The sequence below is a fragment of the Meridianimarinicoccus zhengii genome, assembly GCF_003254465.1.
Taxonomy (GTDB): domain Bacteria; phylum Pseudomonadota; class Alphaproteobacteria; order Rhodobacterales; family Rhodobacteraceae; genus Meridianimarinicoccus; species Meridianimarinicoccus zhengii.
In genome coordinates, this window is sequence record NZ_QDFI01000036.1 from 22,788 (window position 1) to 42,651 (window position 19,864).

20 protein-coding genes and 1 pseudogene are annotated in these 19,864 nt (G+C 65.7%); 6 read left to right on the top strand and 15 right to left on the bottom strand.

Features of this window, described 5'->3' with window-relative positions; translation table 11 throughout:
* Nucleotides 1-398: 398 nt before the first annotated feature.
* Together DDE13_RS12645 and DDE13_RS12650 are read left to right on the top strand one after the other, a co-directional pair.
* Nucleotides 399-1,601: an AAA family ATPase gene (locus DDE13_RS12645; RefSeq protein WP_111404656.1), complete on the top strand. Its 1,203-nt coding sequence runs from the start codon at nt 399-401 to the stop codon at nt 1,599-1,601.
* Nucleotides 1,598-2,620 carry a ParB/RepB/Spo0J family partition protein gene (locus tag DDE13_RS12650; RefSeq protein ID WP_222626093.1) on the top strand — a complete coding sequence of 341 codons (1,023 nt, stop codon included), beginning with the start codon at nt 1,598-1,600 and terminating at the stop codon, nt 2,618-2,620. Before DDE13_RS12645 ends, DDE13_RS12650 begins: the two co-directional genes overlap by 4 nt.
* A gap of 206 nt (nt 2,621-2,826) precedes the next feature.
* Here DDE13_RS12650 and DDE13_RS12655 read toward each other — a convergent pair whose 3' ends face one another.
* From DDE13_RS12655 to DDE13_RS12705, 11 genes are all read right to left on the bottom strand, one after another.
* Nucleotides 2,827-3,708 carry a recombinase family protein gene (locus tag DDE13_RS12655; RefSeq protein ID WP_111404658.1) on the bottom strand — a complete coding sequence of 294 codons (882 nt, stop codon included), beginning with the start codon at nt 3,706-3,708 and terminating at the stop codon, nt 2,827-2,829.
* On the bottom strand, nt 3,699-4,301 hold the full coding sequence (locus DDE13_RS23805) for an IS66 family transposase (RefSeq protein WP_394340300.1): 603 nt from the start codon (nt 4,299-4,301) through the stop codon (nt 3,699-3,701). The genes DDE13_RS12655 and DDE13_RS23805 overlap by 10 nt, the downstream gene beginning before the upstream one ends.
* Nucleotides 4,302-4,405: 104 nt before the next feature.
* Nucleotides 4,406-4,792: a type II toxin-antitoxin system death-on-curing family toxin gene (locus DDE13_RS12665; RefSeq protein ID WP_111404659.1), complete on the bottom strand. Its 387-nt coding sequence runs from the start codon at nt 4,790-4,792 to the stop codon at nt 4,406-4,408.
* Nucleotides 4,789-5,013: an AbrB/MazE/SpoVT family DNA-binding domain-containing protein gene (locus DDE13_RS12670; protein WP_111404660.1), complete on the bottom strand. Its 225-nt coding sequence runs from the start codon at nt 5,011-5,013 to the stop codon at nt 4,789-4,791. The genes DDE13_RS12665 and DDE13_RS12670 overlap by 4 nt, the downstream gene beginning before the upstream one ends.
* A 118-nt stretch (nt 5,014-5,131) precedes the next feature.
* On the bottom strand, nt 5,132-5,362 hold the full coding sequence (locus DDE13_RS12675) for a hypothetical protein (protein WP_111404661.1): 231 nt from the start codon (nt 5,360-5,362) through the stop codon (nt 5,132-5,134).
* Between the two features lie 36 nt (nt 5,363-5,398).
* Nucleotides 5,399-6,073, bottom strand: a complete 675-nt coding sequence (locus DDE13_RS12680; RefSeq protein ID WP_111404662.1) for a DUF4386 domain-containing protein — start codon at nt 6,071-6,073, stop codon at nt 5,399-5,401.
* Nucleotides 6,074-6,099: 26 nt separating this feature from the next.
* Complete coding sequence (locus DDE13_RS12685; protein ID WP_111404663.1) at nt 6,100-6,999, bottom strand: EamA family transporter; 900 nt, start codon at nt 6,997-6,999, stop codon at nt 6,100-6,102.
* Between the two features lie 183 nt (nt 7,000-7,182).
* Nucleotides 7,183-7,821: a DsbA family oxidoreductase gene (locus DDE13_RS12690; protein WP_111404664.1), complete on the bottom strand. Its 639-nt coding sequence runs from the start codon at nt 7,819-7,821 to the stop codon at nt 7,183-7,185.
* The gene (gene wrbA, locus DDE13_RS12695; RefSeq protein ID WP_111404665.1) at nt 7,821-8,444 is read right to left on the bottom strand and encodes an NAD(P)H:quinone oxidoreductase; all 624 of its coding nucleotides are present in this window, start codon (nt 8,442-8,444) and stop codon (nt 7,821-7,823) included. The genes DDE13_RS12690 and wrbA overlap by 1 nt, the downstream gene beginning before the upstream one ends.
* A gap of 106 nt (nt 8,445-8,550) precedes the next feature.
* Nucleotides 8,551-9,438, bottom strand: a complete 888-nt coding sequence (locus tag DDE13_RS12700; RefSeq protein ID WP_111404666.1) for a LysR family transcriptional regulator — start codon at nt 9,436-9,438, stop codon at nt 8,551-8,553.
* 327 nt (nt 9,439-9,765) lie between these two features.
* On the bottom strand, nt 9,766-10,839 hold the full coding sequence (locus DDE13_RS12705) for an NAD(P)-dependent alcohol dehydrogenase (RefSeq protein ID WP_111404667.1): 1,074 nt from the start codon (nt 10,837-10,839) through the stop codon (nt 9,766-9,768).
* A gap of 569 nt (nt 10,840-11,408) precedes the next feature.
* Here DDE13_RS12705 and DDE13_RS12710 point away from each other — a divergent pair.
* Together DDE13_RS12710 and DDE13_RS12715 are read left to right on the top strand one after the other, a co-directional pair.
* A complete protein-coding gene (locus DDE13_RS12710) occupies nt 11,409-12,248 on the top strand; it encodes a DUF6544 family protein (RefSeq protein WP_111404668.1) in 840 nt (279 codons plus the stop codon).
* Nucleotides 12,245-13,207, top strand: coding sequence for a M23 family metallopeptidase (locus tag DDE13_RS12715; RefSeq protein WP_111404669.1), 963 nt, complete (start codon nt 12,245-12,247; stop codon nt 13,205-13,207). The genes DDE13_RS12710 and DDE13_RS12715 overlap by 4 nt, the downstream gene beginning before the upstream one ends.
* Nucleotides 13,208-13,497: 290 nt before the next feature.
* Here DDE13_RS12715 and DDE13_RS12720 read toward each other — a convergent pair whose 3' ends face one another.
* The 4 genes from DDE13_RS12720 to DDE13_RS12735 are packed head-to-tail and all read right to left on the bottom strand — an operon-like array spanning nt 13,498 to nt 17,479.
* The gene (locus DDE13_RS12720) at nt 13,498-14,508 is read right to left on the bottom strand and encodes a medium chain dehydrogenase/reductase family protein (RefSeq protein ID WP_111404670.1); all 1,011 of its coding nucleotides are present in this window, start codon (nt 14,506-14,508) and stop codon (nt 13,498-13,500) included.
* A gap of 19 nt (nt 14,509-14,527) precedes the next feature.
* On the bottom strand, nt 14,528-15,490 hold the full coding sequence (locus DDE13_RS12725) for an alpha/beta fold hydrolase (protein ID WP_111404671.1): 963 nt from the start codon (nt 15,488-15,490) through the stop codon (nt 14,528-14,530).
* On the bottom strand, nt 15,487-16,656 hold the full coding sequence (locus tag DDE13_RS12730; RefSeq protein ID WP_111404672.1) for a serine hydrolase domain-containing protein: 1,170 nt from the start codon (nt 16,654-16,656) through the stop codon (nt 15,487-15,489). The genes DDE13_RS12725 and DDE13_RS12730 overlap by 4 nt, the downstream gene beginning before the upstream one ends.
* A 4-nt stretch (nt 16,657-16,660) precedes the next feature.
* Nucleotides 16,661-17,479, bottom strand: a complete 819-nt coding sequence (locus tag DDE13_RS12735) for a type II CAAX endopeptidase family protein (RefSeq protein WP_111404673.1) — start codon at nt 17,477-17,479, stop codon at nt 16,661-16,663.
* 777 nt (nt 17,480-18,256) lie between these two features.
* Between DDE13_RS12735 and DDE13_RS12740 the strand changes: the two genes are divergently transcribed.
* A complete protein-coding gene (locus DDE13_RS12740) occupies nt 18,257-19,459 on the top strand; it encodes a VPLPA-CTERM sorting domain-containing protein (RefSeq protein WP_111404674.1) in 1,203 nt (400 codons plus the stop codon).
* A gap of 118 nt (nt 19,460-19,577) precedes the next feature.
* Nucleotides 19,578-19,727 (top strand): annotated as a pseudogene (locus DDE13_RS23730) (DUF6880 family protein); the annotation flags it as partial.
* Nucleotides 19,728-19,864 lie beyond the last annotated feature (137 nt).

The window sequence follows — 19,864 nt, forward strand, 5'->3', positions numbered from 1 at the left end:
CGCACCCGACCCGTAAGCAATGCCATCCCGAATCGTAACGCCATCCCACCCAAGGGGTAACGCCAACGGTTCCAAGACGTAAGTTTTCGACAGAATCCCGGAACACTCACAAGGGTTTAGGGTCTCTGAACAATGAACTTGATGAATCCAGAACAGCCTGCGGCGGTTTCTTGGGATTCAGTCGATTCAGGCGTGTGGCAGGTGTTGAACTTACTTTTCGGGTGTTCGCGCCCAATGGCGGAGGAAAACCAGCGGAGTAGACAGAACCATCTCTGGATTTCCGCTCCACGGCATCCTGCCCTTTTACTTCCCGTATTTTTGCGAATCCCTTCGAAATTCCGCACTTGAGCAAGAGACCGCTTCCCGGCATGGTCATGCCATCAATAAGCGAGGATACCATGGATACCCAGGTGCTGGCACCTATCGGCCTGACCGAACTCGACCTGCTGTCGTCGCGCGCGAGCAATGTGATGGACCGTCTGCGCGACCGGGTCTATGCCCCCGGCACGACCAAGACCCTGGACCTTCGGTTCAATGTCCGGTCGGCGGCCGAGATGGTGGGGCGGTCCGAAAAGCTGATCCGGGATGCCGAGGCCGATGGCCGGCTGCCCGAGGCAGAGAAAGACCCAGAAAGCAATCGCCGGACGGGTTACAGCCTGGCCGAGATCAACCGCATGCGCGAAGTGTTCGGCACCCTGCCCCATCGCGCGCCCGACGATCCGCCCGCCGTGATCGCCGTGCAGAATTTCAAAGGCGGCGTCGGTAAAAGCACGCTGGTCGCGCACATGGCGCAGTTTCTCGCGCTCCGCGGCTATCGGGTCTGCGTGATCGATTGCGACAGCCAAGCGTCCACGACGGCGGTATTCGGGCTCAACCCCGACGTGGACGTGCAGGAAGACGACGACACGCTCTACCCCTTCTTCCGCCACGGCGGGCCGCCGACGTTGCACTATGCGCTTCGGGCGACCTATTGGCCCGGCATCGCGCTGATCCCAGCCAATCTCGGGCTCTATGACGCCGAGTACGAATTCGCCGCCCGCATGGCCCGCGACCGCAGCTTCGTGCTCGATCGGCTGCGCGACGGGGTGGACAGCATCGCCGACCAGTTCGACGTGGTGCTGCTGGACCCGCCGCCCGCGCTGGGAATGATCTCGCTGTCGGTGCTGCGCGCGGCGAATGCGCTCGTGGTCCCTGCCCCGCCGAACAACATCGATTTCGCGTCCACCGCGCATTTTCTGAAGATGATGAGCGCGACACTGGCGGATATCGCCGAGGTCGGCGGTGCCCGCGGCTATGCCTTCGTGAAGATCCTCGCCACCAAGATGAACGACGGCAAAAGCGCCCATGTGGCGATCAAGCGGATGATGGACGCGGTCTTCGCGGGCGACATGTTTCAGGCCGTGCTGAAAGACTCCGCCGAAATCGACAACGCAACGGCCAACCTGCGTACGGTATACGAACTGACGGGCCCCGCCACGCGGACGGATACGCACAAGCGCTGCCGGGCCTATCTCGATGCCGTGGGGCGCGAGATGGAGACACTGGTGCGCAAGACATGGCCAAGCCACCACGCCGCACTGCGCAAGGAGGGCATCCTGTGAGCAAGAAACATGACGCGGTCTTCGACGACATCCTGAGCGGTCTGGCCGAGGAGCAGGCGCGGACACCGGCTGCCGCAGGCGCTCGGTTCCTGAAACGGTCCACCACCATCGGCGACCGGCTGTCGGGCGAGCTGGAGGAAAAGACGCTTCACTGGGTGGACCCGGCAGAGTGCCGCATGTGGGCGGGCCACAACCGCGCCTATGACCTGCTGAACGAGGACACCTGCCGCGACCTGATCGACGGAATCCGTGCGCAGGGACGGCAGGAGTTTCCCGCCATCGTGCGGCGCGCACCCGGTCCGGACGGCACGATATACGAGGTGATCTGCGGCGCGCGCCGCCACTTCGCCGTGTCGTGGCTGCGGGCCAACAGCTATCCGCAGTTCAAGTACCTGATCGAGGTGCGCGACCTGACCGACGAGGAAGCGTTCCGGCTGGCGGATATCGAGAACCGGGACCGCGAGGATATCAGCGATTACGAACGCGCCCGCGATTATGCCCACGCGGTGGAGGCGTACTACGGCGGGCGCCAGAAAACGATGGCCGCGCGGCTGGAAGTGAGCGAAGCGTGGCTGTCCCGCTATCTCCAGATGGCGCGGCTGCCGGACGCGGTGATCGCGGCCTATGCCTCAATCCGCGACATTCGCGAACTGCATGCGCGGCAGCTCAAGCCGCTTCTGGCTGACGATGCGGCGCGGGAACGGGTGATCGACGCGGCGGGCACGATCGCGGCGCGGCAGGCGGCGGTACGGGACGGGCAGGGGGCGCCGATGGATGGCGCGCAGGTGACGGCGGCGTTGAAGGCTGCGGGAGCAGGGGCGAAGCCTGCGACATCCGCGCCTGAAACACTGTTCCGCCGCAGCGCCGGCGAAAGCGGCATTCGCGCCCGGCGCAAGGGCAAGTCCATCGTGATGGAGTTCCCCGAGGGGCTGTCGGTCGGGAGCCTTGAGGCCGCCTTCGGCCATTTTCTCGCGGCCTACGGCGAAGCGGGACAGAAATTGCCAACTGGCAAGAAGTGACGGCAAGCGGAAATTGCCAATTGGCAATTTCCATATTTCGACGCTGGAAAGGCACCGGCCTGACTTCGCATTCCCAGGGCGTCAGCCCCTTTTCCCATCGACCGGCAAGAGGGGCTGGCGCAGGGTCGAGGGGTGATCCTTGTCGCCGTACCGGTGCGGCGGGACGGTGCCATCCCGCCGGTTTCTATACGCGCTGCACAGGCATGTCACAGCAGGTCCAGCCGTTTCGCCCGCTCCAGCAGCATCCGCACCGACGACGGTTGCCATCGCGTTCGTCCCCGCGGCGTGCGTTCGCGCATCGCCTCCAGTCGATCACAGATCGCCTGAAGCGTGATGTCCGGGTCCGCGCCCTTTATGGCAGCCACCAGCGCGGGCAGACGATCGTCGGCCATGCGCGGTGCGGCGCGGCCGAGCACGCTCTCTGATAGGAACCCGTCACGTACATAGGCGCGCACCGCCCGCATCAGCCGCCCATGGGTCCAGCGCCGGGCCGGGGGCAGGGGGGCGTTGACGATGCGTAGCACGTCTTCCCACGGCGTGTCCGGCCGCAGGCGGCGCACATGGGGCATCCAGTCGGCCGCATGCTCGGCCAGCCGGTCGACATAACCAGCCTGCCGTGCCAGGCGGACCTTGCGGACGGCTGCGGGATCGCGCGCGCGCAGACCCGGATTGCCGCCCACGCGTCCCGCCGCGCGGGCCGATGCCAGCCCCGCCTTCGTGCGCTCGCGGATGAGCGCGCGTTCGAACTCTGCCGCCGCCCCCAGTACCTGCAGCGTGAACTTGCCCTGAGGGGAGGCGGTGTCGATGGGATCCCGGAGCGATCGGAAAAATGCACCGCGCGCCTCCAGCCGGTCGATGACTTCCAGCAAATGCGACAGCGACCGCGCCAACCGGTCGATACGCACCACCACGAGCGTGTCGCCCCGCCCGATCCGGTCGAGCACCTGCGCGAGAACCGGCCGCGACCGATCTCCGCCCGATGCGTGCTCCGCGTGGATCACGGTGCACCCTGCCTCCTTCAGCGCACGGGACTGGGGTAGGGGGGTCTGGTCCATGGTGGACACGCGGGCATAGCCGATCAGGGGCATGGTAGATCCGGATTGCAAATTTGTTTGTCGCCATCAAACGACCGTTTGTGAACGGATGCAAGCGCGCCCTCTGTCGTGCCGTTCATCGGAGAGCCCTTGGTTTCTATAGGCCGAGCTCGATCAGAGCGTTCTCGCAGACCGTCGCGCGCGCGTGCTATACAAGGTGTGCGGGCGCATCCCGATAAAAACATTCGGTAGCGCGCATAAACTCTGCAATTTGCACATGTGAAGCAACGAGTATTTGCCCAGCCAAATAATTTTGATGATCCTCTTGATGGGGTCGAAGAGGTCGAGGAGGCATCGGAGGAGCATCTGAGGTTACTTCCCGATTCTATTGAAGAAGACCCCGACGATTTGCCCCGGGCCTCGGGCGGAGCGACGCGCAACAGAGGCTGTTGATGACTGGCGGAGTGCGGAAGCGGGCCACGCTGCGCAAGTTGGTGCGTGTCGCGGATCGGATTGCCGCCCTTGTCGGTGGCACGTGTAAGGCGATCGTAGCTGGCATAGCCTTCGAATTGGAGGATCCCGTCGAAGCCGCGCAGGAACTCTTCGGCGTTCTGCCCACCCCGGTCGGGGGCATAGAAGAAGACCACCCCGGGTGGCCAGCCCCTTATGCTGAATGCTGATAGCCCAACTTATCCTCCAGGAGAGGTTTCATTTTGCTTGGCATCTTGCTCTCGAAGAAATTTTCAGACCGTCAGATAGCCCTCATGCTGATCGACAGCCATTTGGCGAATTGCGCTTCGCTGACTGCGCCAGTCGCCAGGTTCTCCATCATCCTGACGCCCTCGATCGTTTGGGGACGGAATGAGTATCCGTTCAGTCGCAGGAAGGTGAGCGCCGTCACGAAGGCCGTGCGCTTGTTGCCATCCACGAAGGCATGAGCCTTGGAGATTCCGAACGCATAGGCTGCGGCGATCTCTGCACGCACGGAGTCGGTATAGGCAGCGAGGTTCATCGCACGGGCGCAGCCCATCTCCAGGAGCGCACGGTCGCGCATGCCGGGCGCGCCGCCATGTCGGGTGATCTGTCGATCATGGATGGCAAGGACGGCAGCGAACGGAACCCAGACCGGCTCGCTCAAGCGAGTGCCTGAAGCAGGTCGCGGTTTTCGTCCATCACGATCTCCGCGGCGGCCAGCGCGGCCGCAACCCCGGGATCGTGCGGCGCAATCTTCAGACTGCCGTCATCTCCACGCACGATGAAGAGCGTGTCACCCTCCTTCGCGTCCAGGATGGTGAGCATTTCGGTGGTCAAAGTCATGACGGCAGAGTTGCCGACTTTCCGTATCTTTGCTTCAAACATGATGTGCCTTGATGGATATATGAAAGTATATACAGCCATTTCCGTGCCAGGCAAACCTTCAACATTCAGCGTCAGGGGCTGGCCCCCGGGCGGGTCGACCCTACCCCAGCCGCGATCGTCACGGGCCAGTGCCCATGGCCAGCGCCACGCGCGTGGCCTCGACAAGATCGTGGCGACTGTCCGAGTAAAGCCCGGAGAGGGTCTCTCCCAAGCCTGGCATCCGGTCGAACCCCAGAAGAAGCGCGGCCAGGACATTGTCGAAGGGCAGCGATCTCGCCCCAAGGTCGATCATCAGGGTCGAGGGGTCGCGCAGCGTGGTGCATGTTCTGGATCGGACGCCCTCGCTCATGAAAAGTTGACGTCCGGCTTCACGTGATTTCCCTGATCAGGGTCCCCGCTGCGTTAACAGCCGCAGGCAGAACGCAGTCTCTGCGAGGATCGTCAGCGCGTATGCCGGGGCAAAGACCGGCGACCATTCGGGTGCGAGGAGACGCAGACCGCTGCCTGTCAGATAGACCAGTCCGGCCAGCGCCAACCCCGCACCGAACACCTTCGCGAAGATGCCAGAGTGCCAGACAAGCAGGCCCATCATCAGGCTGTTGACCCCGAAAAAGACAAGGCCGAGATCGTAGCCGTGGGCGTGCAGGTCGAGGAACACCAGCGCCAGCGTCGGGGCGTCGGCCAGACCCTCGGCGCGGGTCAGCACCAGCCAGGCGGTGAGCAATGCCATGAGACTGGCGGCGATGAGCACCGCCTGGACCAGGCGGAAGACCATCGCCGAGAGGGCAAGCCCCGGCGCCATGGTGCGGAAGATCAGGTAGAGCAGGATCGCAAGTCCCGCGTCGCTGAGTGCCATCACGAGATCGGCTGCGATCGCCAGGCGGAACCGGCCGGGTGCCGCAAGGATTGCGGCGGCGGTGGCGTCGGCATCACTGAGGTCGATCAGCGGCCCCCGGAGGCCCAACTCGGCGCCGAGACCGGTCACGATGATGACGAGGTAGAGCAACCCGGAGAGCCGCGCCCTGCGCGCAATGTCGTTGGTGAGTGTCAGAGCGGTCATTCGGAAGGTCCTTTCTAGAATGGCGGTCAGGCGGGCCTTGCCGGACTTGGGGCCGGGTGAATGGTGGCAATCCTGGCGGAGGGACGGTTGGCCCGCTGCCCCGCCCAGACCGAACCGAGGACGATGGCGGCACCGAGCCCCTGCAGCGGTGTCAGGGACTGACCGAGCACCACCCAACCGAGCAGCACAGCCGTCACGGGACTCATCATGCCGAGCATAGAGACGGCGCCGGGCTCGATCCGGGCGATACCCCGGAACCAAATTACGTAGCTGGCCGCGGCGCCGATGAGGCCGAGCCAGAGCAGCCCGGCGAGGTTGGTCGCCGTCAGGGGCGGGAGCGGCGGCTCGACGATCAGCGCCATCGGCAACAGGATCAAACCCCCGGCTGTCAGCTGCCATGCGGTGAAGCTGAGGGCGGAAACGGGCGGCTGCCATTTCCGGCTGAGGACCGTGCCGGCGGCCATGGACGCGGCGCCACCGAAGCCGGCGGCGATGCCGATGGGGTCGAGGGCGGCGTCCGGCGAGATCAGCAGAAGCGCCACGCCCAGAACGCCGGTGGCCGCCGCGGCGACCGCGCCCGCCCGGATCGGCGTGCCGAGCCACCCGCGCGCCATGAGGATCACCATCATGGCCTGCAGCGATCCCAGCGTGGCCGCGACCCCGCCAGGAAGCCTATAGGCGGCCACGAACAGCAGCACCCAGAACAACGCGAAGTTCAGGCTGCCGAGCAGGAAGGTCCGCCCGAGCCAGGCGCGGGGCGGCAGGCAGCGCGTGAGCGCGAGCAGCAGCAGCCCGGCTGGCAAGGCCCTAAGCGCGGCAAGGGTCACGGGATAGCCCGCGGGCAGCGCCTCGGTCGTGACGAGATAGGTGCTGCCCCAGACCGCGGGGGCCAGCGCCGTGAGAAGGATGTCGGAAGCGCGGGACATGGCTCATGTCTCCTGGCGGGGGCTCACCAGAGCGTGTGGAAGGGCAAGTGCGTTTGGTCAAGCAAGGGATCGAGGCCGATGTCGCGCATCAGGTATGCGGCAGATCGCGCGGAAAGCCGCGCGGGATGCGGTGGCGGTGCCGGGCTGCAGTGCGGCGGACCGAGAGTGTCATGGCATGTCCTTTCAGGCAACGCGGCGAAGGGCGGCGCGCAATTGGGCGGCCAGATCCTCGCGCGGTCCGTTGACGAGCCGGGCGCCGGTCTCGCGGACGATGAGGGTCGGGATGGACCGGACCTGAAGGGCACTGGCGTGTTGCCGATCGGTCTCGACTGCGCGGAGGGTTTCCGCGTCCTCAAAAGTATTGGCGAAGGCGGCGCTCTCGAAGCCGAGATCCCGGGCGGCCTGCAGCACCGTTGCCGGGTCGGCCACGTTCCGCGCCTCGGTCAGATGCGCGCGCTGCAGGCGGTCGAACATGTCCCAGTGGGCCGCCTGTCCGCCAAGCCGCTCCGCCGCCTTGCATCCCAGGGCGGCGGTCAGCCCGTGGGGATAGTCGAAGGGCGCGGCCCGCATGGCGTCGATATCGACGAGGTCCGGCCGGTCGCAGACCTGGCGGCACACCGCCCAGTGCCCGAGGATGGTCTCGCGGGCGTCCTCGGGCGTGCCCCAGCGAGTAGCCATCTCGGCGCGGCTGGCCTGCAGGACAAAGGTGCGGTGCCGGATGTCGAGGTCGAACTCGGCGGCAAGCGCCCGCATTCGCGACGAGATGTTGAAGCACCAGCAGCAGACGACGTCGTGGAAGAAGTCGACGGTCAGGGAAGCCATCACGCCGCCTCCTCTGACAGGTTGCCCCCAGCCAGCCGCGCGGCGATCCGTGCCACATGCGTGCCCTGGAACCGCGCCCCGGCGAGGTCGGTCTCGGTGGGCGCGCGTGAGCCATCGGCCCCGGCGATGGTGCCCGCGCCATAGGGCGCACCGCCGACGATGCCCTCGGCCGTCGTCTGACCGGCGAAGGTGTAGGGCATGCCGGCAATCAGCATTCCGAAATGCTGCAGCGGGATTTGGGTCGACAGCAGCGTCGCCTCGTGCCCGCCATGCTGCGAACCGGTGGAGGCGAAGACGGCGGCGACCTTGCCGACCAGCGCGTTGCGCGCCCAGAGGCCACCGGCCTGGTCGAGGAAGGATTTCATCTGCCCGGCCATCATGCCGAAGAGCGTCGGCGTGCCGAAGATGATCGCGTCGTAGGCCTCCAGATCGGCCGGCGCGGCCAGGGGCGTGTCATCCGCTACGAAGCCAGCCTTCTGCCGGATTTCCTCGGGAACAGTTTCAGGCACGCGACGCAGGTCGACATGGGTGCCGGCGACGCTGCGGGCGCCGTCGGCCTCGGCCTGCGCAAGGGCACGGACATGGCCGTAGCTGGAGTAGTAGAGAACGAGAACGCGGGTCATGGGATCCTCTCGGGGGCGGGGTTTCGTTGCCTGAGAGGATGGGGGATGCGGCGCAGCGGAATAACCGACCGGATGTCACTTCATTCTTTACGCAGGTTGAAGAATGTCAGCACCGGAGCGCCGCGCGCAGGTGGTCGAGGAAGGCCGTGACCTTCGCATCCATCCCCAGCCGCGAGGCCGTCACGGCGAAGATCTCCGGCGCGGGAAGCTCCCAGTCGGGCAGAACGCGCACCAGCGCGCCCCGCGCCTCGGCCTCGTTCGAGACGAAGTCCGGCAAGGTGCCGATGCCCTGGCCCGCGATCAAAAGGTCGCGCAGGACGAGGCTGTTGCCGACCCGAACCGGCGGATCGAGGTCGATCGTGACCGTGCCGGAAGGGCCCGTCAGCGCCCATGAGGTCAGGTGGTCCGCAAGCAGGAAGCCGATCACCCGGTGCTGCGCGATGTCCTGCGGCGCCGGCGGCACGCCCGCCCTTTCCAGATAGGCAGGTGCCGCGAAGATCCGCTGCCGCATCGTTCCGACCCTGCGCGTCACCAACGCCGAGTCCGGCATGGCGGGCCGGATGCGGATCGAGACATCGAAACCGCCCTCGACCATGTCCACGACGCGATCGTCCATCGACAGCGTGAGGCGGAGATCGGGATAGGCGTCGAGAAACGCAGGCAGGACCGGCGCGATCACCGTCTGCCCGAAGGAGCTGGAGGCGTTGACCTTCAGATGCCCCCGCACGGCCCCGGCGCCATCGCGGATGCGCGTCTCGACCCCGGCAACGGCATCCAGAATGCCTGTCGCCTCGTCGTAGTAGAGCCGCCCGGCATCGGTGAGCGACATGGAGCGGGTCGTGCGGGTGAGCAGCGTCGTGCCAAGACTCTCTTCGAGCAGCTTGATCTCGCGGCTCAGGAGCGCAGGCGAGACGCCCAGATCCTCAGCTGCGCGCGAGAAACTGCGACGCTCCACGATGCGTCGAAAGGCCTGCATGACCGACAGCTTGTCCATGGTCTCCGAATTCCGAAGCTCAAAACCATACCGAGGGCGTATCCGAGCCGCTGATCCAGAGTTACACGATCGGCAAGTGCTGCCGAAGCACGACCTGCTCCCCCCTTTTCTGAACCTCCACATGCTCAGCGCGAGCGGCCTACATCAGTCCTTCGCTCACCACCAAAATGCTGCCGCGCAGCGTCAACGGACAGACCACGCGCTGCAGGCAGACGATCCGAGACTGGTGAGCGGCGGACTTCGGAAGGTCTGCCCGTTCGCCGCGAACGGTCAGTTGCCGCTGGGCCTGCGGGAACCCGTGAATACGACCCGCTACTTCGACACCGCTCAGGGCGTGATCGCAACCTTCAGGACGCCGTCGCGCTGGTTGGCGAAAAGGTCATAGGCCGCCTCGATGTCGTCCAGCGCAAACCGGTGCGTGACCATCGAACCCAGATCAACCTGGCCGGATTCGATCACCGCCATCAGCCGGCGCATCCGCTCCTTGCCGCCGGGACAGAGCGTGGTGATGATGGTGTGGTCCCCCAGCCCCGCGACCAGCGCGTCGAGCGGGATTTTCAGGTCGCCGGAATAGACTCCAAGGCTCGACAGCGTGCCGCCCGGCCGCAGCACCCGAAGTGCCGCCTCGAAGGTGGCCTGCAACCCCAGCGCCTCGATGGCGACATCGACGCCGCGGCCGTCGGTGATCCGCAGGATTTCGTCGACTGGATCGACCTTCGAGAAATCCACGACCTCGTGCGCACCCATCCTGCGCGCCATCTCCAGCCGCTCGGGCACCTGGTCCACCGCGATGATCTTCGCGGCGCCCATCAGCCGCGCGCCCGCCGTCGCGCAAAGCCCGATGGGCCCCTGTGCGAACACCGCAACCATGTCGCCGATGCGGATCTTGCCGCTCTCGGCACCGCCGAAGCCGGTGGACATGATGTCTGGGCACATCAGCACCTGTTCGTCGCTCAGGGTCTCTGGCACAGGCGCAAGATTGGCCATCGCGTCCTGAACCAGGATATACTCGGCTTGGGCACCGTCGATGGTATTGCCGAACTTCCAGCCTCCCAGCGGCTTCCAGCCGTGCTTTGTGCCCGCCCCGTCCTGTGAGCAGCGCCCGCACTGACAGGCGTTCGACCACATGGACGGCGTGATTGCGCCGGCGATGACCCGCTGTCCTTCGGTAAAGCCCTGCACGGCCGAGCCTAGCTTCTCGATCACGCCCACCGGTTCGTGCCCGATGGTCAGACCTTTCTCCACCGGATACTCGCCCTTCAGGATGTGAACATCTGTCCCGCAGATCGTGGTCGTCGTGATGCGCACAAGAGCATCGAGCGGCCCAACATCCGGGATCGGCTTGTCACCGAGCACGATCCGTCCGGGTTCCACGAACACCGCCGCCTTCATCATCCCCATCGTCCGTCTCCCCTATCGGTCCACTGCGGGGAGAGTCGCAGCAAAGGATCGGGCTGTCGTTGCGGAAGATCAATCCGGGGGTCCCTGAACATGCGCAGGTACATCGCGTCAGGAAGGGAAGCGGCATCCGCCCTGATGACCCCGATCACGCCTCAGGTAGTGGCACGGGTGTGTAGAGGTGACCGCCCGAGGCGGTTCAGGGCTTGCCGTTCCACGGCACTGCGGCGCCGCTCGGCGAACTCACCCATCATCTGGCCTTTGGTCAGGATCAGCAGGGGTGACAAAAGGATCGGGCCGCACGGTTTCAACCGGGCGGCCCAGTCAGCCGCTCCGAGGGGTAAGCGCGGAAAAGCGCTCGACGTTGCCGTGCGGCGGCGGAGCGTTGCGATACTGGGTGCCTGCTCCGTGTCTTCGGACCGAACCGAGCTTTGCTGATCACGGTGTTACCCCGACGACCTTGTTCCGTGACGACAGTGGCGTTGGCATGACCTGGGCATTGATCTGGGTCATCGCGGCGTAGGCCCCGCGGCTGTAGCGGAAGGCGACGAAACCCCGAGCGAGCGGCTGGAATGAAAATTCTCCTCGCGATCCTGATTGTCCTCGCCATCGTCCTTCTGGGGCTGGCAGCGCTGGCGTTCCTCGACCGTCGGGCCGACCGCGCGGAGTGGCGACGGCTGGCAGCGCTTCAGCCGGACGAACCCGGCGTGTTTGCCGGGGAAATGGTGGCAGGCCTGCCGGAACCCGCCCGCCGGTATTTCGGCTACACGATCCGTCCCGGTGCGCAACTCTTGCCGGTGGCCGAGATCGACATGCGCGGGCGGTTCAGCCTCGGCACCAAGGACGCCCCGAACTACCAGCCGATGGAGGCGCGCCAGATCCTCGCGGTGCCCGAGGGGTTCGTCTGGTCGATGCGCACGCGCGGCGGCACGCCCATCTCGGGCTCGGATTCCGGCAGCTGGACGCGATTTCGCATCTTCGGGCTGATCCCTGTCGGGCGTCTTGGCGGTGATCCGGATCACACGCGCTCGGCCTTCGGGCGATATGTTGCAGAGGCGACAATCTGGGCGCCTGCGGCGCTGTTCCCGGGACCGGGCGTCAGGTGGTCGGCGGTGGGCGTGGACACCGCCCGCGTGACCATCACCCACGGGGCGCTCGAACAGGCGGTCGATGTCACAGTCGATGCCGACGGGCGGCCGGTCGAGGTCTCCTTCCAGCGCTGGAGCGATGCGAATCCCGACAAGGTCCACCGGCTGCAACCCTTCGGCGCCGTCATGTCGGACTTCCGTGATGTGGGCGGCTATCGCCTGCCGTTCCGGGTCGAGGCGGGCAACATGTTCGGGACCGAAGACTATTTCCCCTTCTTCATCGCGGAAGTCACCGACATCAGGTTTCCGGATCCGCAACGATGATGGCAATGATCGTCGCAGTACAGGTCGCGTTGCCTCTGGTGTTGATCGCATGGCTGGCTTTCCTGCCCGCCGGCAGCCTGTCCGGCTTCGTGCTTCAGGCGGTCGGCACGGGTGCGGTTCTCGTCGCACTGGCGCAGGTCGCGCAATGGGCGGTGCCGGGCTGGTGGCTGCCCTGGGTCTTTGGCGGGCTGTGGCTGGTGGCGACTCTCGCGTGGGTTCTGCGCAAAGTGTTCACGGAGGTGGCGCTTTTTCCCGACGCGCCGCCGGGATGGACTGGGCTGATCTTGTCGGCTGTTCTGATCAGCCTCGGCGGGTGGTATGGCGCGCTGGCGCTTGCGGGGCGTGCGCTGCCGCCTGTCGAGGTCGTGGACATCTCCAATCCCTTCGGGCCGGGGCGCTATCTCGTGGCGAACGGCGGCTCGACCCCGCTCGTCAACGCGCACATGCGTACGCTCGATACCACCGTCGAACGCTACCTTCCCTGGCGCGGGCAATCCTACGCGGTGGATTTCTTCGGTCTCGGGCCATGGGGGTTGCGCGCGAAGGGCTGGCGCCCCGCCGATCCCGCCGCCTATGCGATCTTCGGTGCCGAGCTTCGGGCGCCCTGCGACGGAAACGTGGTTGCGGTCGAGGGCGGCATGCCGGATTTCAAGGTGCCGCAGCAGGATCCGGTCAACCGGCTCGGCAACCATGTGATCCTGCGCTGTGGCGACGCCGAGATCGTGTTCGCCCACATGCGGCAGGATAGTCTCGGCATCGCGCCGGGCGACGTGGTGTCAGTGGGCGATGTGCTTGGCGAGGTCGGCAATTCCGGCGCTTCGAGCGAGCCGCATCTGCATATCCATGCGCAGCGTCCCGCGCCCGATGGGGCATCACCGATCGCGGGCGAACCCTTGGCGCTGCGCATCGAAGGACGGTTTCTCGTGCGCGGGGACCGGCTGGCCGGAGCGGGTGGGTGAGGCAGGCTGTGGCCATCGTCGCCCTGACCTTTGCACTATTGCAAGCCCAGGCGCGGCAAGCCTGACGCGCAGCACCGGGCACGCCAAAGAGACACGACAATAAATCATGCCACGCCTCGTATCACTCGGTGCTGGCAGGTGACTGGGGCCTGACGGCGAATATCCCGGTGCGTACGTTCCTCCCCTGCCGCGCGCGGCCGGTCGGCAATGTCCACACCACGGGGCGATGACGAAGTGGTCGCCACGGTGATCGATCCGTGGCACCCGAACCTGCGCCTTGTCGGACGTGGTCATGGTGCGGACACCCGCAGCACCAGTTTGCCGGCGACGTTACCCGCTTCGACCCGTTCGTGGGCTTGTCGAACCTCGGCCATCGGCAACACCTCGGCGACGACGGACTTGATCCGGCCTTCGACCAACATGTCAAAAAGGGTCGCGAGATCCTCATGGAACCAGTCGGGATGTTTCCGCCGCATCGCTCCGATCGAATAGAAGGCCGCCGCGTGGCCGTTCGGCAGCCAGTCCCAAAGCGTGAGTTTGACGAAATCCATCGGAATCGATCCACCGCGGCTCAGCACCTCGTTCTGGAAGCCGAAGGCTACCAGCATCCCGCCCGGCTTCAGCGCATGCAGCGACCGTGGCAGGCTGTCGCCCCCAAGCGGGTCGAAAACCACGTCGACGCCGCCGCCCGTGGCCTCGAGCAGGGCCGCCTCGGGCGCGTTGGCGTCGATGGGCGTGGCGCCAAGGCTACGGATCAGCTCGTGTTTGCTCGCGACATCCGTGCCGAAGGCGGCAATCCCGGCATCGCGTGCCAGTTGCAACATGGCCGTTCCCACCGCACCGCCCGCGCCGTGGATCAGCAGGCTCTGGCCCGCCTGCATCTTCGCCACGCGGGTCAGCATCTGATAGGGCGTCACCGCCGACAGGATCATGCCGAGCGCATCGACCTCGGACACGTCCTCGGGCACGGGCGTCAGGTGATGCTCAGGCACGCAGATATATTCCGCATAGGCGCCGATGGTCGTCAGGTCGGCAACCCGGTCGCCCGGTGTGAAGCGCGTCGCGCCGCGGCCCGTCGCGTCGACGATCCCCACCATGTCGTAGCCCGGGGTGAAAGGCGGTTTGTCTTTCACATCCGGATACATCCCTTTGCGGATCATCACGTCGGTGAAGGCCGCGCTGCTGACCAGCACGCGGACGCGCACCTCGCCCGCGCCCGGCTCGGGCAGGTCGGCGACTGTTTCCAGTTGGAGGTTTTCCGGGCCGCCAAAGGCCTTCAGCATGACACGGTTCCAGGGCATCGGGCTTCTCCTCAATGGGTCAGGGACGGGATGTCCCGGTGATGAATTCGCGAATGTCCTGCGTCAGATTGGCATCGTGGCCGAGCCAGATGTGACCCCCGTCGGGATAGATGACCAGCCGCGCGCCGGGGATGCGGGCGGCCAGCAGCCGGGCCGTGTCGGCCGTGCCGAACAGATCGTCCGCGCAGGACAGGATCAGCGTCGGTGTCGTGATGTCCTCGAAGGCGGTCTGCGTGGGCGCCCCCGCCCAGTAACCGTCGTTTCGCAAGCCATCGGTCCTGCGGCTGATCGGCATCAACCCTTCCCGGATCAGGTCGGCCCGGCGGCGCTCATCCGGCGAAACCCGGTCGAGCAGGGCCGGATCCGTTGCCAGCAGCGTGTTCAGAAGCGTCTCCGGGGCAAGTGTCGCGAAGGCCCTGAACCAGGCATCCGAGTTCAGGACACGCTCCACCGCCATGCGCTGCAAAGCGGAGAATTCGACCGGGTCGCGGCCGGTCAGGTTCGCCGCCGGAACGATCAGGATCAGTTGCGCACAGCGGTCCGGGTGGCGCAGGGCAAATTCTGCCGCGATGAGTGCGCCCGCCGACCCCCCAGCCACGGCGACGCGCTCAAGGCCGAGATGGTCGAGCAACTCCGACAGCACATCCGCCTGGTGTGCTGGCGAGGCATCGTCGGGGAAGCTGCTTCGGAGGTAACCGAAGCGCGAGGGCGCGACGATCCGGAAGCCCGCCTCGACAAGGCCGTGGGCAAACAGAAGGCCCTGATCGAAACCACCGCCGGTGCCGTGGATCATCAGCAAGGGTGGCCCGCTGCCCGCAACCGCGTATTCGAGCGGCCCGGCAGATGTGTCGATCACGCTGCTGCGCCGGGCGATGCGGGCCTCTGCCGCTGCCATCGTGGCGCGGTAGGCGCCCGTGCCCCATGCGCCGACCGCGAGCGCAATGCTGCCAATGCCGGTCAGCAGTCCGCGCCGCGCCGTCACCGGACAGCCTCGATCGCAAGCTTGGCCAGCGCGGCTTCCAGCATCGGCACGAGATCGCTTGTGTCGGCCATGATGCCGGTGTCGGTGTTGATCTGGAAGGCGACGGTGACGCCGTGATCGGCGTAGTGCCGCAGGCTCGACACATAGCCGGGTATCCAGCCGCCGTGGCCGTAGACCGGACCGTTGGGGGTCTCCGCGTGGATCGCGACGCCCGCGCCGTAGAGGATGCCGGGCGCGTCCGGATCGACTGGCACGCCGTTGAGCAACCTGTCGAGATAGGGCGCGTCCATCGCCGCGCCGCTGAACAGAAGATGCCCCCAGCGCGCCAGATCGGCTGACGTGGAGGCAAAGCCTCCGCCCGCGGATTCCACCGCCGGATTCCACAGCAGTCGCCCCTCGGCATCGGCGGTGCGCTCGGGCAAGCCGAAGGGATTGTCCAACGCGACATAGCCGATGGCGAGCCCGGGCAGGTCGGGGCGGCCCGATGGGAAGGTGCCCGTCAGGCCCAGCGGTTCGAGAAAGCGCGTGACGACCGCCTCTTGCCAGGGCCGACCCGTCACGTCTTCGATCGCCAGACCGAGCAGGAAATAGCCTGTATCGCTGTAGGCCCAGCCAGTACCGGCGTCGAACAGCGGGAGCTCGCCGGTCACGAACGCCACGAGGCGCTCGGGATCGAAGTCGCCTTCGCCTGACATGATCCCGGCCCAAGCCTGCTGGAACGCCGGCAGGTGCACATGGTCTGGCAAACCGGACGTGTGGTGCAGAAGGTGGCCAATGGTGATGCTGTTCGCGTTGGGCAGCGCGCCGAACCACCGTCGATCCCCGAGATGCGCGGACAGCAGGTCAGCGCGGGACAGCGACCCTTCGCTTTCCAGCGCAAGGACGGTCGCCGCCACGAAGCTCTTGCCGATGCTTGCCGCCAGCATCGGTGTTTCGGGCGTCATGGCCCGGGCATACTCGACATCGGCAAGGCCCGTTGCGGCGGTCACGACCGTTCCATCGGGCAGCACAAACGCGGCGGTCGCGCCCGGAAAGGCATGGCGTTCAAGGAAATCTTCCAGCGTTGCTTGCAACTGCGTCGACAAGACCGGCGCGGCTTGTGCCATCAGGGGCGTCGCGGCAGCGACCAGCGCCAGAAGCACGATTGCGGTGAGGACTGTACGCATGCGTTCATTCCGCGGCTTTTGGGGCCGAGGCCGGCTTGGCCGGGATGACCTCGGTCACCGCCCCGTCACAGGTGAACATCGTGTCTCGGTTCCACCACACGACGATCGCGGCCACGATGACGAGGATGATCGTGTCCCACGGCTGCGCATCGGGCCAGAACGGGTTGATGAGCTGCCAGTGGAACAGCATCGGCCACATGAGGCTGCCCTGCGCGCTGTTGAAGATCGGCGTGACCAGCACCGCAAGCGTCACATTGCCGATGAAGAAGGGCAGGAAGTTCCAGTCGGCATAGACGGTGCTCGACAGGAAGAACGCCGGCAGATGCCAGAACCCCCATGTCGCGCCGACGATCAGACCCGCCCAGATCGGCGCCATGTGCCGTTGCAACAGGGGCTGCATGACGCCGCGCCAGCCGAATTCCTCGATCGGGCCCAGCAATAGCACCATGAACAGCAGCGCTACGACCGGGTCCAACCCCTCGGGCGGCACGGGCGCCAGAAACGGGCCGCCCTTGATCAGCGAGCCCGCGACGAACACCAGCGGCAGGAAGAGCAGGATGAACGCTACCCAGCCCCATGCGCACCGCCAGAGCAGCAACCGGGACAGGAAGGCCCGGATGCCAGGTATGCCGCCATGCAGGTAGACGACAACGAAGGCCGCGATTGCAGGCGACCATGTCGCAATGAAGAAGAACGGATGCGCGCCGCTGATCGCACCGCACGTTGCCGCGGCCAGTTCGGGGGCGAGGATGTAGACCCCGATCAGCCCCCAAGTGATCAGGAAGGTCATGGCAAGGTAAAGCGGCAGGGGACGCGGCGGCATCTGACCTCGATCCTCTTCATGTAGGAGATTGGGATTGCATGTGCTGCAAATCAAATGGTGCGATCCACTACCTACGCGATTCCAGAAAGCCCGCCGTGATTTGCATCAATCAGAGCTTCGCAAGCTGAAATCTCGAAACCGTCACGGTTCTTTCAGGCTCAAGCTGCTTCGCGGCAGTGCGGCGCGGTTCGTGTCTTGTCGCCCGCTCGAATGTCCGCTGTTTGTGTCGCGGCCCGATGGGCGCGCATATGCGCCGAATTCACACTTCCCGCCCTTCGTGTCGATGGCTCGCCGTGATGCTGCGCCGCGCACGATTGTCGTGGAAGGGCTGCCTGCGGTCATCACATGGCCGGTGGGAGGATTTGCCAGGCCGAGAGCTGCGTGACGCGCTACCGCATGGCGGCTCTGAGCCGATCCTGGCAAAAACGGCGCATCAGATTTTTAGCAATCCCACTATGGCTAGTTCGCAAGCGGCGGCCAACGGCACCGGATTTCAGCTTGACAGGTGGTCACAGTCGGACTCTTCCATCGTCAGTCCGAGGATCCCGCTGATATCTTTGCCCAGCATCGTAGTGCCGGGCTTCGGGGCAATCACGTCGCGGCTGAAGCCCTCCAGGATGGTGCTTGGGTAGTACCAGCCCCACAATGGCGACGACCTTCAGGAAGGCGAAGTCGGTCTCCTGCACCACTGGTCGGGCACTACCTTGGCGAATGGACCCAGCGTGTGGTAAGCCTTAGAAGAATCAAGCAAATATCTTTGTTGGAGGTATTCAAAGTATGATCCGCATGTCATCGCACGCCCCCTTTATCGTGGGTGCATTCGCGCTCGCAGCCGGTTTGGCCACCTCTACCGCGCAGGCCGCCAGCATCTCCGGCGCGACCTGTTCGGCCGAGAACCTCGACGGGTCGCTGGCCTGCCGCGGCATTCTGGACGGCGGGATCGACGCTGCGACTACCTCGGGACTCTTCGGCGTCTCGTCATGGGACCCACTCGCCTCGGTCGCGACGCCGTGGGATGCAACGCGAGAGACACAGGGCTTCACTTCCGGCGGGCTGAGCGTGGGGAGCGATAACGACCCCGAAGCGGCTACCGCGGCGCAAGTCGCAGCCGAGCGAGAGGCCGAGGCGCAGGCTGTGATGAGCACGGTCGAGCAGACCGAGGCGGACATCGTCGAAGCCCAGCAAGCCGTCGAGTCGATCGGGCAAGACATCGACAGAACAAGGTCGAACAAACTGGCGAGAATGCAAGAACGATTGGACGAGCAGCGTTTAAGACTGTCGCGAAAGGAGGACGAGGTGCAGCGCGCCGCCGACTTCTTGGAAAATGTCGATTCCAGGCGGCAGGATTATCAAGACATGCTCGACGCGGCAGAGCCCGGATCAAGAGATGAGGAGAGGGCTCAATTCCTACTTGATCGATTGCCAGTTCGAATTCTGGAGTCAGAGGCTACCGTCGACAATGCCGACGCAATTATCTCGGCTTTGGAGGGGGCTGTCTCTCGCGCGGAGGAGAGTGTGGCGCAAACGGAGGCGGAGATACAGGCACTGGAAGACGCGAAGGATCAGGCGGAATTCGACGTTGCCATCCAACAAGCCAATCTCGCCACGGCGCGTTCGATCTACGACGATGCGCAGAAGCGCGCCGAGGAGGCGGCGCTTGCGGCGGAGACGACGCCTTCGATCCTCGGCGAGGATGGGTCGTGGTCGTTCTCCGGCGACGTCTCGGCCTTCGATGACTTGATGGTCGCGCTGGAGGGAACCGACGGGACGGTGTTTCACCTGCTGACCGAGGGCGAACTGGCCGGCGGTTGGATACCTGGATCGGACGGCATGGACGATCCGGCCAAGCTGACGCGCTTCGCGGTCTACGGAGCATCTTCCGCCGACAGTGTGGGGGCCGTGCCGCTGCCTGCGGGCGCATGGCTGATTGCCTCGGCATTCGGCGCAATGGCCGTGGCGCGCCGGATAGCGCTACAATAGGCCCTGCCGCTCGGCACGCGCGCGGTCCGCCAGCCAGACAGGGGCCCCCTGTGGCGGTCATGCTGGCGCTGCGCGCGATGATCAACGTCACACTTGAAACGGCGCGGTCAGCCGCTCCCGCAACGCCGCCCGCCACCTCGCAGAGTGCGCCAGCCTCAATGGACCGATCGCGGATGGCGGCGCGGTGCAGCCGCACGCGGCAGATCTGTCCCGCCTTTGCCACGACCATGGCCGCAAGTTGTCAATCGGCACGCAATCTTGGGTCTGAAACAAACTTGGTGCAGCTCCTGCCTCATGGTACCGCGACGAGACGGGCCCTCAGCAGCTCAATGTTGGCGCGGCCAGGCCGGACGGCGAGGCCTGGACCGTCGCGGTCGAGGCGCCGGACGCCGAGCGCCGGACGCT